Raw genomic sequence first — 16,639 nt, forward strand, 5'->3', positions numbered from 1 at the left:
GGGGTCATAAAAGTGGATAAAAAAGTAGAACAATTTGACGTTGTGGTTATTGGCGGGGGAGCAGCAGGTATGACCGCTGCTATATACTGTGGGAGAGCGAGACTTAAAACTTTACTTATAGAAAAATCTTTACTGGGAGGCCTAGCTACTTATACGAACGAGATAGAAAACTATCCCGGATTCCCGGAAGGACAGACAGGGCTTGGATTAATGAAGTTATTTGAACAGCAGGCAAAAAAATTTGGCGTAAAAATTAAGCTGACTGATGTAAAGGGAGTGCAATTGGAAGGAAAGACGAAAATAGTTGAGACTTTTCGCGTAAACTATGAAGCAAAAGCTGTAATTATAGCGACAGGAGGAAAGCCGAGGCTGACCGGTGCTATTAATGAGCAAAAATTCTTATTTGATAAGGGGATTTCTTTCTGTGCCACTTGCGATGCAGCTAGATTTACCGATAAGGAAGTATTAGTTGTGGGAAGCGGAGATGCTGCTATAGAAGAAGGAATGTTTTTGACAAAGTTTGCCAAAAAGGTTAGAGTATCAGTTATCCACGATGAAGGTATTATGGATGCGAATAAAATTGCGCAAGAACAGGCGTTAAAGAATCCAAAGATGGAATTTATATGGAATACTATGGTGGATGAATATGTTGGAGAAGATATACTAGAACAGGTTATCCTTAAAAATGTCAAGACAGGTGAAAAGATACCTGTTCGGGTAGATGGGTGTTTTCTCTTTATTGGATATATTCCTAATACCGAGATTTTTAAAGGTCAGATTAATATGTCCAAAGGCGGGTATATCATTACAAATGAAAATATGGAAACCAATATTCCGGGGGTGTTTGCTGCAGGAGACGTAAGAGAAAAGTTTCTTAAGCAGGTCGCTACGGCAGTAGGGGATGGAGCCATTGCCGGAGTGGGGGCGGAAAAATATATTGCAGAGACAGAGATATTTGAAAATGAGATTTTAAGGAAAGATCTCCCCGGGATGGTCTATCTATGGTGCGCTACTGATGAAAAATGCAGAAAGCTTTTGACTTTAATAGAACAAGTTGAACAGGAGAATAATCATAGGCTATGTGTAAATAAAATAGATATATACAAAAAAATGAGTATGGCTGAGAGATTAGGAGTAGTGGATGCACCTTGTTGTGTGTTTATAAAAGAGGGAAAAGTTGTAAAAATACTAAAAGAAGATATCTCCAAAGAAACGATTGATAGTATTCTACAGGAGATTGTGTAGGATTTGTAAGTACTATTTGATTTGACTGCCGCAACTGGCAGTCATTTTTTGTAAGATTAAAAAATTAATTGTATCTTAAAAGCATAATAACATGGAAAGATTTAGGGTGAGAGATTCGAAATTTGCCATCCTTAAAAGTTAAATTTTTATAGAAAGCAAAAAACATAAGTTCAGATATATTGCATAAATGTATAAGTTTTAATGTTTTTTTGTTTGAGACTCTGAAAAGTTTTAAAAATGTATAATATTTTCAAGTTTACAATCACGCATCTATATCGTTATGTAAAGGAGGACTGAAAATCCTGAGCAGTTTGTTCAAAAAAGAATAAGGGATACTGCCAAGCAAAACAAATGTAATAAACAGTACCATTAACCCTATGGTTATAGCTATAATTAGTGATAAACCATAAGCAATTTTATAATTTGTAAGTACGAGGTATAAAAGCCGAACCACTAAAGCCATTAATAACGATGCTAGTCCAGGTTTTATAAACCAATTGGAAAATTGTGGTTTTAACCTAGTTACCTGAACGACGGTAATAAAATTAAGCACGGATACCAAAATACTGTTTGCAATAAAGCCAATGATAAATCCATAAATCCCAAAGCTGGGGTGTGCCACCAGAAAATAAGTGCAGATAATTTGGATCACATCTCCTATAGTAGAATGAACTGCGGCACGAGCCTGCTTCCCCAACCCATTGAGGATATTCCCTAAGCTATAGTCCAGGCAGAGAAAAATTGTAGAAAATGCCAGTGGGGTTAAAAGATTACCAACATCGGGTTGATCATAAAGAACAATGCCGATGGGGTGTGCTAAAGGGACTAATAAGGCCATAGTGGGAAAAGCAGTCAAACATGTAATCAGTATGCTTTTTGATATCTTATCGCGGATATTAGACCAATTTTTAAGTATTACATTTTCAGAAAGGTTGGGAATTAATATTACCGATAAAGCGCTGATTAAAGCAAAAGGAAAAAATAGAAGAGGCATGACCATGCCTGAAATAATTCCATAAGTTCCGATGGCTTCACTGCTTGTCATACCTCCCGCTGCCAACCTTCGCGGTATCAGGATAGAATTGGCAGCTCCCATAGATGAACCGATAAGGCGTGTCAATGTAATAGGAAGAGCAATGCCAAGTATGGTTTTAGATATTCGCACTACCGATGGTGTTTCTTTAGATTTGGAATAGTTTTTTACCGACTGATGATAACTGTAATGCAAGTACAAAAGGCCGGCTAATTCTCCCATGACCATACCAAATACCGCAATTGCTGCTGATGTTTGCTCATTTAATGATGGAATGCATGATAGAATAACTGATACCAGTATCATTCGTATAATCTGTTCTGCGATTTCAGCAAAAGCGGGTGGGTGGATGTCCCTTAATCCGTAGAAATAGCCTTTAAATACTGCAGCAAGACCGGTGATTAAGATACACGGAAAAAAAATAAATAGTGCCGGACGAATTCTGAAATCCTGAAGAAGGTTAACGGTGATTTGATCTATATTTAATACAAAAAAAGCAGACAGGCAAATGGATACTATTGTTATCAGACAAAGGGATATAATAACTGTCCGTACAATACCACGCTCGTCCCCAATAGCTTTTCGTTCTGCAACCAGACGGGAAACGGCGATAGGAATACCCGAGGCAGTTACAGTTATGCTTACCATATAAAGGGGAAAAACCAGTTGAAAAAGCCCCATACCTTCAGGGCCAATCATCCTGCTTAAGAATATTCTATAAATGAACCCTAATAAGCGTACAATAAAATTTGCTGCAGTTAAAACAAAAGTTCCATATAGCAAAGATTTTGTATTTAATTTCAAAGCAAATTCCTCCATTTTATAATTAACCAACTTTAAAACTAAATATTGTAATTTTAAAGTTGATTAATTTCATTGATAACTACATTAATTTATTTTTAACTTTAATATTGGTTATCGATATAAACCTTTGTTACTAATTTTATTCATAGAAGTGAAGTGATAGAAGGGTAAATTTTGGGCTCTCATTTCCTGAACAGCAGCCTTCATTTCTTATTCGTAGCTCTTATTTCCCATTTTTCAACAAAATCCGTAAAAATATTTAAAAGCTGTTGAAAATTTTTACAATTTATTATATAATCCAACTTATCTATATAGTTCACAGTTAACAGCTCTCAGTTCACAGTAATAAACGATTTAATAGCTTTTACTGTGAACTGTGAACCGTGAACCGTGAACTGTGAACTTATTGACTTTATCTTCCATGTAAAATCATTATCAGTAAATATATAATAATATCATTTAAGGAAAATTGCTCTCCAATATTGCATTTGAGTTAACTATTTTATATAATTATAAATAGTCCAAAAGTCATATCAACTATAGGAGTAGAGTTTGATATGCATTGGCAGCAGGTGTTTTTATTGCGCACATGAAAAGGCAAACTTATCGAAGGTGATAAGACAAAACGCAGTTAATATTGATATGCAAGATGTAAATCTGCTGACAGAAAATAATCTGGTGATAAAAGGTATCCAATATGAACCTCCTAATCTGTCAATACCACGTTATTTAAAGAATGGTCAGAGTGTGTAGTCGTGGTCTGATATTTTGGGGTTCGGGGAATTTGTGAAAAATATAAACTAAGGCTGTAGACATTCTGTCAACAGCCTCTTGCAATTATATTTATTGTTTCCATTTTAAATAGTTGCTTTCCACCCATGCTACTCCCTGGTACATAAGCGCGGCTATGACAGCAAGAATGATTACACTGGTCATTACCAGGTCTAGTTTAAATACTTGCCCGCCGTAAACGATAAGATACCCAAGTCCGGCTTTAGATACCAGAAATTCACCTACAATAACCCCAACCCAGGATAAACCTACATTAATCTTAACTGCAGAGATGATGGTGGGGACACTTGCAGGAAGAATTACTTTTGTGAGCACTTGCCATTTGGTTGCTCCGAAAGTCTTAAGAAGTTTTATCTTGTCTTCATCAACTTCCAGAAACCCGCTCAGCACACCCAGGATAGTTACTACAAATGAGATGAAAAGTGCCATGACAATAATTGCAGGCTGGCCGGCTCCCACCCATACAATGATAATAGGGCCCAGGGCGGTTTTAGGCAAACTGTTTAATACTACCAGGTAGGGGTCTAACACTTTAGTCAGGAAGTTTGACCACCACATGAGCATCGCTACACCGGTACCCAGCAATGTTCCCAGGACAAAGCCGATAATGGTTTCGTAGGTAGTTATTAATGTATGAATATATAGCGAACCATCTTGGTGCAATGTCACTAAAGTTTTCCATATCCTTGATGGCTGGCTGGCGATAAAAGGGTCGATGATTTTCAAAGTTCCTGCAACTTCCCATAATACAATAAATGCAAGAAGTATGGCGAATCTTGTAATGTGTATCATCATCTGCCGCTGTTTGATTTTTTTCAACCATTGAAGATGTTCTGACGAAATATTTTCAGTTTGTAAATCTTTTTTATGGTTATTTAACATGTACATCCAGCTCCTTCCATATTTTATTGAAGTAATGCCTGAATTCGGGAGCCTCTCTTCTACCTAAAGGAGTACATTTTTCACAGGTAAGCTGAATTTTATGTATATTTTTAATGGTAGCAGGACGTTGGGAAAGTACGACTACGCTATCGGCCATCGAAATAGCTTCTGCTATGTCATGAGTGACCATAATCGCTGTCTTGTTTTCTTTTTTCAGTATGGTATAAACCTCATCTGCGACTGCCAGCCGGGTTTGATAATCCAATGCAGAAAAAGCTTCATCCAGTAGAAGGATTTCAGGTTTTACTGCAAGAGTTCGAATGAGAGCAGCTCTTTGCCGCATACCTCCCGACAACTGACGGGGATAATGGTTTTGGAAATCTCCCAAGCCATAAGTTTTCAACAGTTCAATGGCATAATTTTTTGTTTCTTCGGTAAGCTTATTCTGTATCTCCAGACCAAGAGTAACATTTTGAAGTATGGTTCTCCACTCAAAAAGATGGTCTTTTTGCAGCATATACCCTACCTTTGAGGATGTTCCCTTTACTTCTTCGTTCTCTATAAATACTTTTCCTGAGGAAGGTTGAAGCAGACCGGAGATAATGGATAACAGCGTGGATTTACCACACCCGCTGGGTCCTACGATGCTTACAAATTCACCTTTAAGCACTTCCAGGTCAATAGCCGCCAAAGCACTAATTTCTCCTTCAAGAGAGTGATATTTCATAGATACATTTTGTATTTTAACTGCACAATCTTTTACCAATATTTATCAACTCCAATCCCTAATTTTTTAGTATTGATTGTTTAGCTATAATTGGTTACTGATTGGAATGTGGGCCTTTATATTATCAGTATATTCTACAAGTACATGGAATGTGAAAATACGCCATTGAGTACTAAAACAACATGAAAGTCCTAAGAAAAGGGAAAACTGTGATTAGCATCACAGTAATATATAGATAGTTGTGGTAATATAAACTCAAAGATAATAAAAAGGAGAGGATTGCAATGAATAACAATGAACATTTTATTAAAAACATTGAATTTGCAAAAGTACTTGACCTGGAATCGCTGGTAGAGTATCAAGAAGGGCAGGTGGTCAGCAGGACGCTGGCACAGGGAAAACCTGTAAGTGTTACATTATTTGCTTTTGATAAAGGTGAAGAAATCAGTTCTCATTCTTCTACCGGCGATGCCATGGTTTATATTTTGGACGGTGAGGCAGAGGTCACTGTGGGAGAAGAAAAATTCTTATTGAAAAAGGGTCAAACAATTATAATGCCTGCCAATATACCTCATGCACTTCTGGCAAAAGAAAAGTTTAAAATGTTGTTAGTAGTTGTTTTTAGTCTTACTTAAAAAAGAAGGAAGAGATGTCTATGAAGGCTTTTATTGAACGGGATGGATGTATAGGATGCGGTTTATGCCCTGCAACATGCCCTGAAGTATTTAGAATGGCAGATGATGCTCTAGCAGAAGTATATGTAGATGAAGTACCAAAGGAAGTGGAAGATAAGGCCAAAGAAGCAGAAGCTGGATGTCCTGTTTCTGTCATAACTATAGAATAACAAAGATTAATAAAGTAACCTGTAGATGCCAAATATAACGTCTACAGGTTGTTTTATTTCTATTAAGGAAATAGCTTGAGCAAAAAAAGTGGACAAAGTTGCGCAATTGTGAAACCCGCAAGGATTATTTTCCTACTGCACCTTTTTTTCGATAAAATACTACAAAATTTTCAAATAATATTGAAAGATTGATAAAATTTTCATATACTGTATATTAGACTATAAATGCTTCACTTGGCATTATAATATTAATCAAAATATCAATTTTTGTTGAATTTTATCGTAAAATTTTGTAAAATCATGAGTAAAAGTAGAAATAATTCTGTGGTCCTATGTTATATGAATTTTATAGGTCTTGTGGACTATTGAAATCATTTCAATATAAATATTGTTTAAGTTTTGAAATCAAACAATAAAGTGTGATGGCATCCTACTTATCGAAAAATAAGTTATAAATTTATAGCCAGGGAAAGTGTATTTTATTATGTTTCTCAGCTTGGCTTAGATATAAATTATTAAAGTAGTTTATAAGCTCTCCATTTTAATCATTAAGATTATTTTTAAATAATTAGATTTTCATCTTTAGGAGGACTAATATGGAAACAAAGTATGAACAATCAAAAAGCGCCGATATATCAATTAAATTTTGTGAGTTTGAGATGCCGCCTATGCAGGACCTTTTGATTGTTGGTAGATCTGCACCTATTGGACCGGAAGCTGCCCGGAGAATGGCAGACATATTATCTCCAGACCAATACGATATTATTAGGCTGGAACATGATAAAATTGAAGCAATAGTAGCTAGAAAAACAGTTTTGCGGATGATACCAACTGAAAAGCTTTTATCGATAATTTTAGATGAAGTTGATAAGTTTGTTAGCGAAAACTCTGTATATAAAGCTAATATTGATATTGTAATTAACGTAAAGAGGTCGATTGAAATATGATTATTGACGGGATAATGACACGTCAGCCACTAACAATAGATATTTTAAGTGGGGTAAAAAAGGCAGAACAAATTATGAGGGATAACAAAATAGGTGGTTTGCCTGTGGTGGAAAATGGGCGGCTGGTTGGGATAATAACTTCCAGAGATATCAGGCAGGCCAATCCTAACAGGATTATTGCAGATGTTATGTCTAGAAATGTTATAGTCCTAGAACCCCATAATACCTTATGGGAAGCAAAAGAGTTAATGGAAAAATATGATATTGAAAGGCTGGTAATAGTCGATAAAGAAAGAATAGTAGGTATTTTAACAAAAATGGTCTTATATACGGAGATTGGGAAATATACAGACAACTTAACCGGAATGTATAAAAAGGAGTACCTGCTGTCTAAAGCCTCAATGCTACTAAAGAATAATAAACCTTTTTCGTTTATTTTCATAGATATAGATAAATTTGGGCAAATGAACAAGGATTTTGGACATGAGACTTGTGATAAAATTATCATTCAAATTAGTAATCTCCTACAGATGTATGAAAATTTGAATACTTGGGTGTGCAGGTTCGGAGGGGATGAATTTGTTTTGCTGCTGGACGGTAATAAGGTGAATGCTATTCATTTAGCAAAAGAGATTATTAATGAATTTAAATTCAAAAAATGGATTAATAATTTAGAAGTACTACCTTCTATTGGGATTGCTTTTATGGATGCGCAAAGCAAAAGAGATTGTTCCTCGGAACACAATTTTATAATTACCCAGTTGTTAAATAATGCAAGTTTGGCTTCCACCACTGCAAAAAAACTGCCTGAAAAGTACACAATTGTAGAATGCTGAGAAATTGGTTTTATATGGAGAGTGTGAGAGCAAGAGCCGGTTGATTGTTAAAAACAAAATACCTTGTATAGTAAATTTTGCTGAGACCGTAGGGGGAGAAGATATTATGAAATAAAAACTGCTGTGTATAACAGCAGTTTTTATTTGCAAAAATAATTACTTAACACTTCTATTGCATTATTTTCAACGATTTTAGTTGCGTGTTCGTTCAAAAAACCTTCTTGAATAGAAGGATGACTGATTTTTTGTCCATAGTCGCTTAATATAGTTTCGATAGATTCAGGATAGCTATTTATAGTGCAATTTCTAGTCAGAGTCAGGTAATAATACTGCTTATACTTATACAAGGTACTTTCTCCATCGTAAATATCTATCAGCCGTGCACTTGCGGAACAAACATCTTCAAAACTGGAGAACATATATAGCATCAAAGTCGAACTTATCTTTTTATTTTTTCTTTTTACCCTAAGTTCAGATTTTCGGAACTTATTCTTAATATACTTATGGATAGATTCAAAATCATCTTCTTCATCAACTCTTGTTATAATAATAACAAATCCTTCTGATTGTAAAGGCATAGCTTCCACAATGAGTTGTGAGTCATCTACATAAAAGCCTGTTTCTGTTTCTGCCCGCTTCATCATATTCCAAAACATTTCTTGGGTTTCTGGAGAATTGTACGACAAATTCTCAATGTCAATGTTCCATTGTTCAAGATCGTCAATTGAAAGAGTAACTTTAATCTTGTTGTGGCTTATTCTTTCTATCTTCATAATTATCACCACCGTGTTATTATTTATGACTTACCTTACTATATATTATACTGTCATAGATGCTATTTGAGAAGTATAAAATTATGTAAAAATTATAATCTCATAAAAATTTTTCTGATACAGGTAAAGTTATGGATTGGTAGAAACATAAGGCATAGTATTTATTTGTGGATAAGCAAAGAATAATAATAAAAAAGATCTAAGCCATAATGGAGGAATCACAATGGATGAAAATCAATCCTTAATCAATATTGGCGATAGTGAAGAATTATCTGTAAAAGATATAGATGATAATGCAGTGACTTATAATACTGAAAAAGACTTTTATGTTGGAGCACAAGGAGAGCTAAGATTAAAAGCAGAAGGATTGTTCAAAAAAGCCAGAGAAAAGGGGATATCTATCGAAGATATACAAGTTATGACACTGAAAGAAAATAGAGCAGAATTCCCTGGAATTGGTATGGTAGAGTTATCCACGTTTATTGCTAAAGTAAAAGGGAGGCTGTTAAAAACCGGACAAACAATCACTGACGGCAAGCAGATAGACTATTACAACCGCTACCAGAAATATATCGCAAAGAAGATTGAACAGAAAAATATAATGAGAGATGAAAATGGAAAAATAATATGGGAAGAGGGAAGGCCAAAGATCAAACCCAATCCTGATTTGTTTTTAACAGAATGGGAAAGGTTTGAAATAGGAAAAGCGTTGGTGGAAGATAAGGAGTTCGGATTGGAAAAGACCATAACAGGGGCCTGTGACAGGGTAATTAGGAAGTTAATGGGGGAAAATGACTGGCTTTACCCTGGAGAAGCAGCCTTGTTAGATGAAGAGTTTGAGGAAGTACAGGAAAGGATTAAAAGCAATAAAGAGGAAAAGCAGGCTAAAGAGGGTGCAGCGCCAATCCGGAAGGCATCTGAACGGCAAATAAACTTTTTCAAATCCAAAATAAGAAATGCAGGTTTGGATGCTGAAAATGATCAAGTTATCAGTGCAATAATGGAAGAAATGGGATATAAAGATAAAGACATTCAAGATCTAAGTGTAGGACAGATGAGCAAGGCGATTGATAGCATATACCAGATAATTCCAAACGTAAAAGAAAAATTGAGTAAAAGATTACAGTAGGACATAGGTTGTATTTAATGAAGTAAAGAATAATATCCGGCAAATCTGTGCCGGATATTATTCTTTTACTGATTAATCTATTTCTGTACCAATTTTTTCTGTTTGATTGTAAAGTATAATTTTTCGATACTGGTTCGGTGTAATGCCGTAAAATTTTTTATACGCAGTATAAAAATAGGTGCTATTAGAATAACCGATAGAATTGGATATTTCACTTACTGTTAAATTGGTCGTTTCCAGAAGATGCCTTGCTTTTTTCAACCTGTATTCGTTTATGAAAGCAGATAAAGATTCATTTTTCACTTCTTTAAATATTGACCGCAAATAGTTTGGTGAAATATTAACATAATCAGCAATTAATTCAGGAGATAAAGATGGGTTAGAATAATTATATTCAATATAATCAATAGCCGCATTCACTATCTCTTCTTTTCTATTTGATTTTTTTTCTTCCCGCTGCTGAATCGTATTTGTATACAAATCTAATAGCCAATGTTTTATTTCTTCTATATTCTCAAACATTTCCAGGTTTTTTCTAAAGGATCTGATATCAATATATATATTTTCATGGTCTATATTGTATAACACCTTTAGCAATTTTTTCGAATTTATTGTTAACTGTGTTATTGCCAGCAGCATATCTTTATACGAATATTGCTTAATTTCATTAAGCATTTCCGATAAAGCACACTCTACATCTTTCAGATGACCTAATTTGAGTGCATTAAAGATATTTGTCTCTTTTTCTTCAGGATATCTATAATCTTCATTAATATCATTTACAATTTTATCGTGGAATAAAATTGATTTTGGGCCATATTTAAATCTGTAATGAGTATAGTCATAAGCAGTTTTATAAGAAAGAGATGCATCGGTTAAATCTTTAACCCAATTTCCGATACCTGCCGTGACCGAAACCTCAAGATACTGGGAAACAGCATTTTGAATTTCTTCTATAGAGTTTAACAGTATATTCATTGTCTGAGGATACTCTTTTTCGCTAACATTTAATATTACTGCTATATGGTCATCTCCCATATCTACAGTATCACATGGATAGTTCCTGGATGTTATTTCTGAAGCTATGTTCCCTATGGCGAACCTCAGTAAATCCATGTTTTCTTTTGAATATTTTGAATAGAACTCCTTGTATGAATCTATTCTCAGTACATATACAAAGAGATTCTGGGGAGTAATGTTTATATTTAATTCGGTAAATTTAATATCTAAGTCTTTTATTTGGTTTGAAGTATTCAACAATACCCCCTTTAATAACTGCTGTTTTACAAAATTTATATCAATCTGGGATAAATTTTCAAGTGATAAAGTGTGATGAAGTAATCCATCAAGTACATTTGACAGATAATCCAGTTCATCTATTCTGTTATTTTCTATAGAAGTATTTTTATTCTTTTGCTTTGATAAATGCTCCTGTATATTCTTTACTATTTTATGAATAGGAAAATATATTCGTTTAGAGAAAAAGTATGACAATAGAATCCCTATTATGAGCAATATGATTGATATTATAATAGTCAGATGCGTCATAGCATTTAAATCTTTTAACAAGCTATTATAAGGGATAACACTTATAAATTTTAAATCAAGTTTTTCTGAAGTAACATAGGTAATCAGGGATTTTTTACCATCCACTACGTCAATAAGATATCCTCTGTTTTTCTTTGCGGACAAAATATTTTTTATATGTTTATGCTCCGAAACATTTTGCATAAACATTTGAGGGTCGGAATGGGATACAATGTTTCCTGCACCGTCAATAATAAAAATATCAGAATTTTTAGGTGATATATTTTTGAAAACGTTTTGAATCTCTCTTGCGTCCAGATTCAGTATCAAAGCTCCATCGTCAAGCCCGTCCTGGACAGGATAGTCCGATATAATAATTGTAAGGATATTGCCCTTATAACTTAGCCCTTTCAATCCATCTACAGAGAAAAAAACCTTTCTTGGAATCAATCTTGTGTTTGCATATTGTTTTCTATTCTCTAATAATGAAATTATTTCCCTGTCATAAAAGTCACGAAGATAGGTTGGCTCGCTTATAGATGAGTAAAATATCTTATTTACGCCATTGTAAACATATATGGAATGGGTAAAAGGAATTACCGGAATGGAAAGATTCAGCTTTCTTTTGCCAACAACTTCATCCGTGTAACTTATTTTTTTGCCATACATTAAATTAAAAATATCTGTATCTCTATATAAATGACGGCCGGAGGTTGCAGTCCAGTTTACCAGGTAATCAGTAAAATAGTTAGTCTGGACAAGAAGTTTCTCTGACACGTTGTTAATTTGTTGGAGGACCTTGTTTCTGTAACTCATATAAAGCGTCACTGTTGATAAACTCAGTATAACTGCTGCAAGAATAAGATAAGAAAGAATGAGCTTCGTAAAAGTACTTTTAAAGTTAATATTACTTTTAATTCTGGGGATATAGGAGTACTTGTCTATGGTATTTTTGACACGCAGATAAAAAGAAGAAAAAAATTTTTTCATATAAATTTCCACCTTTTACAAAAATATCATATTCGTTTGGATTTATTTGATTTATAATTCCAATGTTTCAGATACGGTATTTCGAAATATTTTATATTTTGTATGTTTCATTATAAAAGTTTTTTTACAATCTTTCAATGTTAGATATTGGAATTTTATGAAAAATTCATAAAAAAATATATATAAAAAAATCACTGTTTTATTAAAATTCAAATAAATTGTTAAAAATTAAAGTCTATTTTTTATAATTTTTCAGAGTAATTTTTTGAATTTGAAGTTTTATTTTGTGGGGACTTGTAGTAGCATTAGTGATGTGAACATTGCAGGTGTGCATTGCACCGGGCAAACTATTAAAGCTCATGATATCAGGAGGTGTTGCTTCTTAATTAAAAGTAAAAAATTATTTTCTAATCTCTTTATACCATTCTAAATTCCATAAAATGAAAATGTTAAGGAGGAATTCAAAAATGTCAAAAAAAATTATGAAAATTGTAAGCCTGATCTTAGTTGTTGGTTTATTGTCTTTTGCTATGATTGGATGTGCTCAAAAAGAAACACCAAAGGAAACGCCAAAAGAAACTCCTAAAGCGGAAACGCCAAAAGAAACAACTGATAAACCTGCTGACAAGAAGCTGCAAATAGCCTTGATTCCAAAAACCTTAAATAATCCTTTCTTTATTTCTATGGAAGAGGGAGCCAAAAAAGCGGCAGGCCAATTAGGTGTAGATTTGATTGTTCAGGCAGCAGAGAGAGAAGTTGACGTTGAAAAGCAAATGCAGATCATGGAGAACATGATTACAAAGAAAGTAGATGCTATCCTTATTTCACCTTCCGGTTCCAAAGAAATCGTTCCGGCTGTTAAGAAAGCCAATGAGGCAGGCATACCGGTGCTGATTGTTGATACAAAGCTTGATGAAGCGGCAGCCAAAGCTGAAGGGGCTAAAACTGCTACTTTCATAGGCTCTGACAACTATAATGGTGGTCAGATTGCAGCGATGTACATGGCTGAACAATTGAAAGGAAAAGGGAAGATAGCAGTTATAGAAGGAATTGCAGGACATGAAACCAGTGATGCCCGTGTAGGCGGCTTTAAGGATAAACTTAAAGAAATAGCTCCTGACATTCAGATTGTTGCATCCCAGACGGCACAATGGGAAAGAGATAAGGGATATGATGTATTTCAGAATATTTTAACAGCTAATCCGGATGTACAAGGTGTTTTTGCGGCAAATGACCTGATGGCTCTTGGTGCGGTAGAAGCTATTGCCCAGGCTGGCAAAACAGGACAAATTATTGTTTTAGGATTTGATGCCAGCGATGATGCCAAAACTGCAATCAAGGAAGGAAAAATGCATGGTTCTGTTGCCCAGTATCCAAGCGAAATGGGTAGATTGGGAGTAGAAAAAGCTGTAGAACTACTTAAAGGCGGCAATATAGAAAACTATATTCCTACAAAGGTTGAATTAATTACTAAAGATAAGATTCAATAATATTTAAACATTTATTGTTCAGGTGATATAGTTCACGGTTCACAGCCTGCATGCAAAAAAACTTTAAGGCCGTGAACTGTGAACTATTAACCGTGAACCTGGATTATCCAAGAAAGGAGTAGAGTGGATGTACGATGATACCGTTGTAAAAATGGAAAATATAACGATGGAATTCCCTGGAGTAAAGGCCTTGGATAATGTCAATTTTGAAACCCGTAAAGGCGAAGTACATGTATTATTAGGAGAAAACGGGGCAGGAAAATCAACTTTGATGAAGATTTTGACAGGGGTTTACAAACAAACCAGCGGCAAAATATTTCTAAAAGGACAGCCTTATGAAATCCACAGCATAAAGGATGCGGAAGAGAAAGGCGTCAGTATGATATTCCAGGAGTTAAATCTGGTCCCATACTTAAGTGTGGCAGAAAACATTTTTTTAGGACGCGAGCCGAGAATAGGTATTCAAATTGACTGGGGAAAAATTAACCGTGACGCACAAGTACTTTTAAATAACCTGGGAGTGAATATAGACGCAAGGACCATCGTAAAAAATTTAACCATTGCACAGCAACAGATGGTGGAAATTGCAAAAGCACTATCCTTTAACCCGGATGTAATCATCATGGATGAGCCTACATCATCCCTTACAGAGAGAGAAATAGAAGAACTTTTTAAAACCATAAGGGATTTAAAGGCTAAAGGGGTATGTATCATATATATATCACACCGAATGGAAGAGCTGTTAACAATTGGTGACCGCGTAACCGTATTGAGAGATGGACAATATGTTGGTACAGTGAATGTGAAAGACACCACTATTGACCAACTTATTCAAATGATGGTGGGAAGGAGCTTAAAAGAGAAATTTCCCAAAGAGTATGCGCCGGTTGGGGAAGAATCCATAAGAGTGTGCAACCTCAGCCAGGGGAAACGGTTAAAAGATGTTTCCTTTTATGCAAGAAAGGGAGAAGTTGTAGGTTTTGCAGGGTTGATGGGAGCAGGCAGGACCGAATTAATGCGTGCGATATTCGGGGCAGATCCTATCGATAAAGGAGACATTTACATTCATGGTACAAAAGTTAACATAAAATCACCTAAAGATGCAATCAAATGTAAAATTGGTTTTCTCACGGAAGATAGGAAACATCAAGGCTTGGTATTAAAGCTGGATGTAAAACAGAACATTACACTTTCTAACTTAGAAAAAATAACTAAAAATACTGCTATTAGCTTTAAGAAGGAAAAAGAATTATGTGAAAAATTGGTAAATAATTTAAATATTAAAACGCCAAGTTTATTCCAAAAAGTAAAGTTCTTAAGCGGTGGCAATCAACAAAAGGTAGTTTTGGCGAAATGGCTTGCTACTCAATCCGACATATTAATCATAGATGAGCCTACCCGGGGTATTGATGTAGGGGCGAAAGTAGAAATATATAAGCTGATGAACCAGTTGACTAAAAATGGAGCTACAGTCATTATGGTTTCATCAGAGCTGCCGGAAGTCCTGGGCATGAGTGATAGGGTTTACGTAATGCATGAGGGTAAAATTACCGGTGAATTAACAAGAGATGAAGCAACACAGGAAAAAATATTACATTTTGCTACAGGAGGGAAATAAAATAGAATGAGTATTGAGGTTAAAAAATTTGACAAATTTCAGATATTTAGTATAAGGGACTTTGCTACTTTAATAGGATTGGCACTCATGTGTATTGTTATAAGCATTTTATCGCCGGTTTTTCTTACGGCCAACAATCTAATCAATGTAGTGATGCAATCATCCATTAATGCAATTATAGCCATAGGTTTAACTTTTGTTATACTTACAGGAGGAATTGATTTATCGGTAGGTTCTATTGTTGCCCTGGCGGGAGTAATTATGGCGAGTTCCCTGCAGGCAGGCCATCCTCTTCCGGTCAGTCTGGTCATTGCTCTTGTAATAGGAGTACTGTGCGGATATATCAATGGATTTTTGATTACAAAAGGTAAATTACCTCCCTTTATTGCAACTTTAGGGATGATGAGCATAGCAAGGGGGCTTGCACTGGTATACACCAACGGCCGGCCCATCTCAGGTTTCAGCCCGGCATTTAGATGGTTCGGGACAGGTACTTTTTTGGGAATCCCATCTCAGATCATTATGACAGTAATATTATATGCTATTGCTTACTATATCTTAAAGTATACAAGATTGGGAAGATATACTTATGCCATTGGCGGTAATGAAGAAGCCACCAGGTTATCAGGTATAAATGTTAACAGGTATAAAGTTGTAATTTATTCTATAAGCGGATTAATGGCAGCAATAGGCTCAATCGTATTAACAGCAAGATTAAATTCTGCCCAGCCTATTGCAGGAATCAACTATGAACTTGATGCAATTGCAGCAACAGTAATTGGGGGTACAAGTACTGTAGGTGGAGAAGGTAAAATTACAGGAACACTTATTGGCGCATTAATTATGGGTGTTCTTAGAAATGGATTGAATATCCTGAATGTATCTTCCTATTTACAACAGGTAATCATTGGTGCAGTTATCGTAATTGCTGTATTAATTGACAAATATAGAAAATAATTAACACCTCTGTTATTGGAATAGCATTCTTCAAATTCAGAAAAT

General features: G+C 35.0%; 14 protein-coding genes. 9 read left to right on the plus strand and 5 right to left on the minus strand.

What is annotated here, in order from left to right:
- The first annotated feature begins 12 nt into the window (after nucleotides 1-12).
- Nucleotides 13-1,245 (plus strand): FAD-dependent oxidoreductase, encoded by a 1,233-nt coding sequence (locus tag CIB29_RS17870; protein ID WP_094552022.1) that lies wholly within the window; start codon nucleotides 13-15, stop codon nucleotides 1,243-1,245.
- Nucleotides 1,246-1,507: 262 nt separating this feature from the next.
- Here CIB29_RS17870 and spoVB read toward each other — a convergent pair whose 3' ends face one another.
- The 3 genes from spoVB to CIB29_RS17890 all read right to left on the minus strand — a co-directional run bounded on the left by spoVB (nucleotide 1,508) and on the right by CIB29_RS17890 (nucleotide 5,483).
- Nucleotides 1,508-3,082: a stage V sporulation protein B gene (gene spoVB / locus CIB29_RS17875; RefSeq protein ID WP_157910359.1), complete on the minus strand. Its 1,575-nt coding sequence runs from the start codon at nucleotides 3,080-3,082 to the stop codon at nucleotides 1,508-1,510.
- Nucleotides 3,083-3,925: 843 nt separating this feature from the next.
- Nucleotides 3,926-4,756: an ABC transporter permease gene (locus CIB29_RS17885; protein WP_094552031.1), complete on the minus strand. Its 831-nt coding sequence runs from the start codon at nucleotides 4,754-4,756 to the stop codon at nucleotides 3,926-3,928.
- The gene (locus CIB29_RS17890; protein ID WP_094552124.1) at nucleotides 4,746-5,483 is read right to left on the minus strand and encodes an ABC transporter ATP-binding protein; all 738 of its coding nucleotides are present in this window, start codon (nucleotides 5,481-5,483) and stop codon (nucleotides 4,746-4,748) included. The genes CIB29_RS17885 and CIB29_RS17890 overlap by 11 nt, the downstream gene beginning before the upstream one ends.
- Nucleotides 5,484-5,767: 284 nt before the next feature.
- Here CIB29_RS17890 and CIB29_RS17895 point away from each other — a divergent pair, with 284 nt between their 5' ends.
- The 4 genes from CIB29_RS17895 (at nucleotide 5,768) to CIB29_RS17910 (ending at nucleotide 8,110) form a co-directional block, all read left to right on the plus strand.
- Nucleotides 5,768-6,118: a cupin domain-containing protein gene (locus tag CIB29_RS17895; RefSeq protein ID WP_094552033.1), complete on the plus strand. Its 351-nt coding sequence runs from the start codon at nucleotides 5,768-5,770 to the stop codon at nucleotides 6,116-6,118.
- Nucleotides 6,119-6,138: 20 nt separating this feature from the next.
- Entirely contained in the window at nucleotides 6,139-6,327 is a 189-nt protein-coding gene (locus tag CIB29_RS17900; RefSeq protein ID WP_094552036.1) for a ferredoxin, read from the plus strand.
- 596 nt (nucleotides 6,328-6,923) lie between these two features.
- The gene (locus CIB29_RS17905; RefSeq protein ID WP_094552039.1) at nucleotides 6,924-7,274 is read left to right on the plus strand and encodes a hypothetical protein; all 351 of its coding nucleotides are present in this window, start codon (nucleotides 6,924-6,926) and stop codon (nucleotides 7,272-7,274) included.
- Nucleotides 7,271-8,110 (plus strand): GGDEF domain-containing protein, encoded by an 840-nt coding sequence (locus tag CIB29_RS17910; protein ID WP_094552042.1) that lies wholly within the window; start codon nucleotides 7,271-7,273, stop codon nucleotides 8,108-8,110. The genes CIB29_RS17905 and CIB29_RS17910 overlap by 4 nt, the downstream gene beginning before the upstream one ends.
- Nucleotides 8,111-8,250: 140 nt before the next feature.
- On the opposite strand, the gene CIB29_RS17915 is transcribed toward CIB29_RS17910, so the two are convergent.
- Nucleotides 8,251-8,883 carry an adaptor protein MecA gene (locus CIB29_RS17915; protein WP_094552045.1) on the minus strand — a complete coding sequence of 211 codons (633 nt, stop codon included), beginning with the start codon at nucleotides 8,881-8,883 and terminating at the stop codon, nucleotides 8,251-8,253.
- Nucleotides 8,884-9,106: 223 nt separating this feature from the next.
- On the opposite strand from CIB29_RS17915, the gene CIB29_RS17920 reads away from it, so the two are divergent.
- Nucleotides 9,107-10,012 (plus strand): hypothetical protein, encoded by a 906-nt coding sequence (locus CIB29_RS17920; protein WP_242965330.1) that lies wholly within the window; start codon nucleotides 9,107-9,109, stop codon nucleotides 10,010-10,012.
- Between the two features lie 72 nt (nucleotides 10,013-10,084).
- Here CIB29_RS17920 and CIB29_RS17925 read toward each other — a convergent pair whose 3' ends face one another.
- Complete coding sequence (locus CIB29_RS17925; RefSeq protein ID WP_094552047.1) at nucleotides 10,085-12,529, minus strand: helix-turn-helix domain-containing protein; 2,445 nt, start codon at nucleotides 12,527-12,529, stop codon at nucleotides 10,085-10,087.
- Between the two features lie 467 nt (nucleotides 12,530-12,996).
- On the opposite strand from CIB29_RS17925, the gene CIB29_RS17930 reads away from it, so the two are divergent.
- The 3 genes from CIB29_RS17930 to CIB29_RS17940 all read left to right on the plus strand — a co-directional run bounded on the left by CIB29_RS17930 (nucleotide 12,997) and on the right by CIB29_RS17940 (nucleotide 16,594).
- Nucleotides 12,997-14,019 (plus strand): sugar ABC transporter substrate-binding protein, encoded by a 1,023-nt coding sequence (locus tag CIB29_RS17930; RefSeq protein WP_198543971.1) that lies wholly within the window; start codon nucleotides 12,997-12,999, stop codon nucleotides 14,017-14,019.
- A gap of 127 nt (nucleotides 14,020-14,146) precedes the next feature.
- On the plus strand, nucleotides 14,147-15,637 hold the full coding sequence (locus tag CIB29_RS17935) for a sugar ABC transporter ATP-binding protein (protein ID WP_094552048.1): 1,491 nt from the start codon (nucleotides 14,147-14,149) through the stop codon (nucleotides 15,635-15,637).
- 6 nt (nucleotides 15,638-15,643) lie between these two features.
- Nucleotides 15,644-16,594, plus strand: a complete 951-nt coding sequence (locus CIB29_RS17940; protein ID WP_094552051.1) for an ABC transporter permease — start codon at nucleotides 15,644-15,646, stop codon at nucleotides 16,592-16,594.
- The last annotated feature ends 45 nt before the right edge of the window (nucleotides 16,595-16,639 follow it).

The sequence above is a fragment of the Petroclostridium xylanilyticum genome, from assembly GCF_002252565.1.
Taxonomy (GTDB): Bacteria; Bacillota; Clostridia; order SK-Y3; family SK-Y3; genus Petroclostridium; species Petroclostridium xylanilyticum.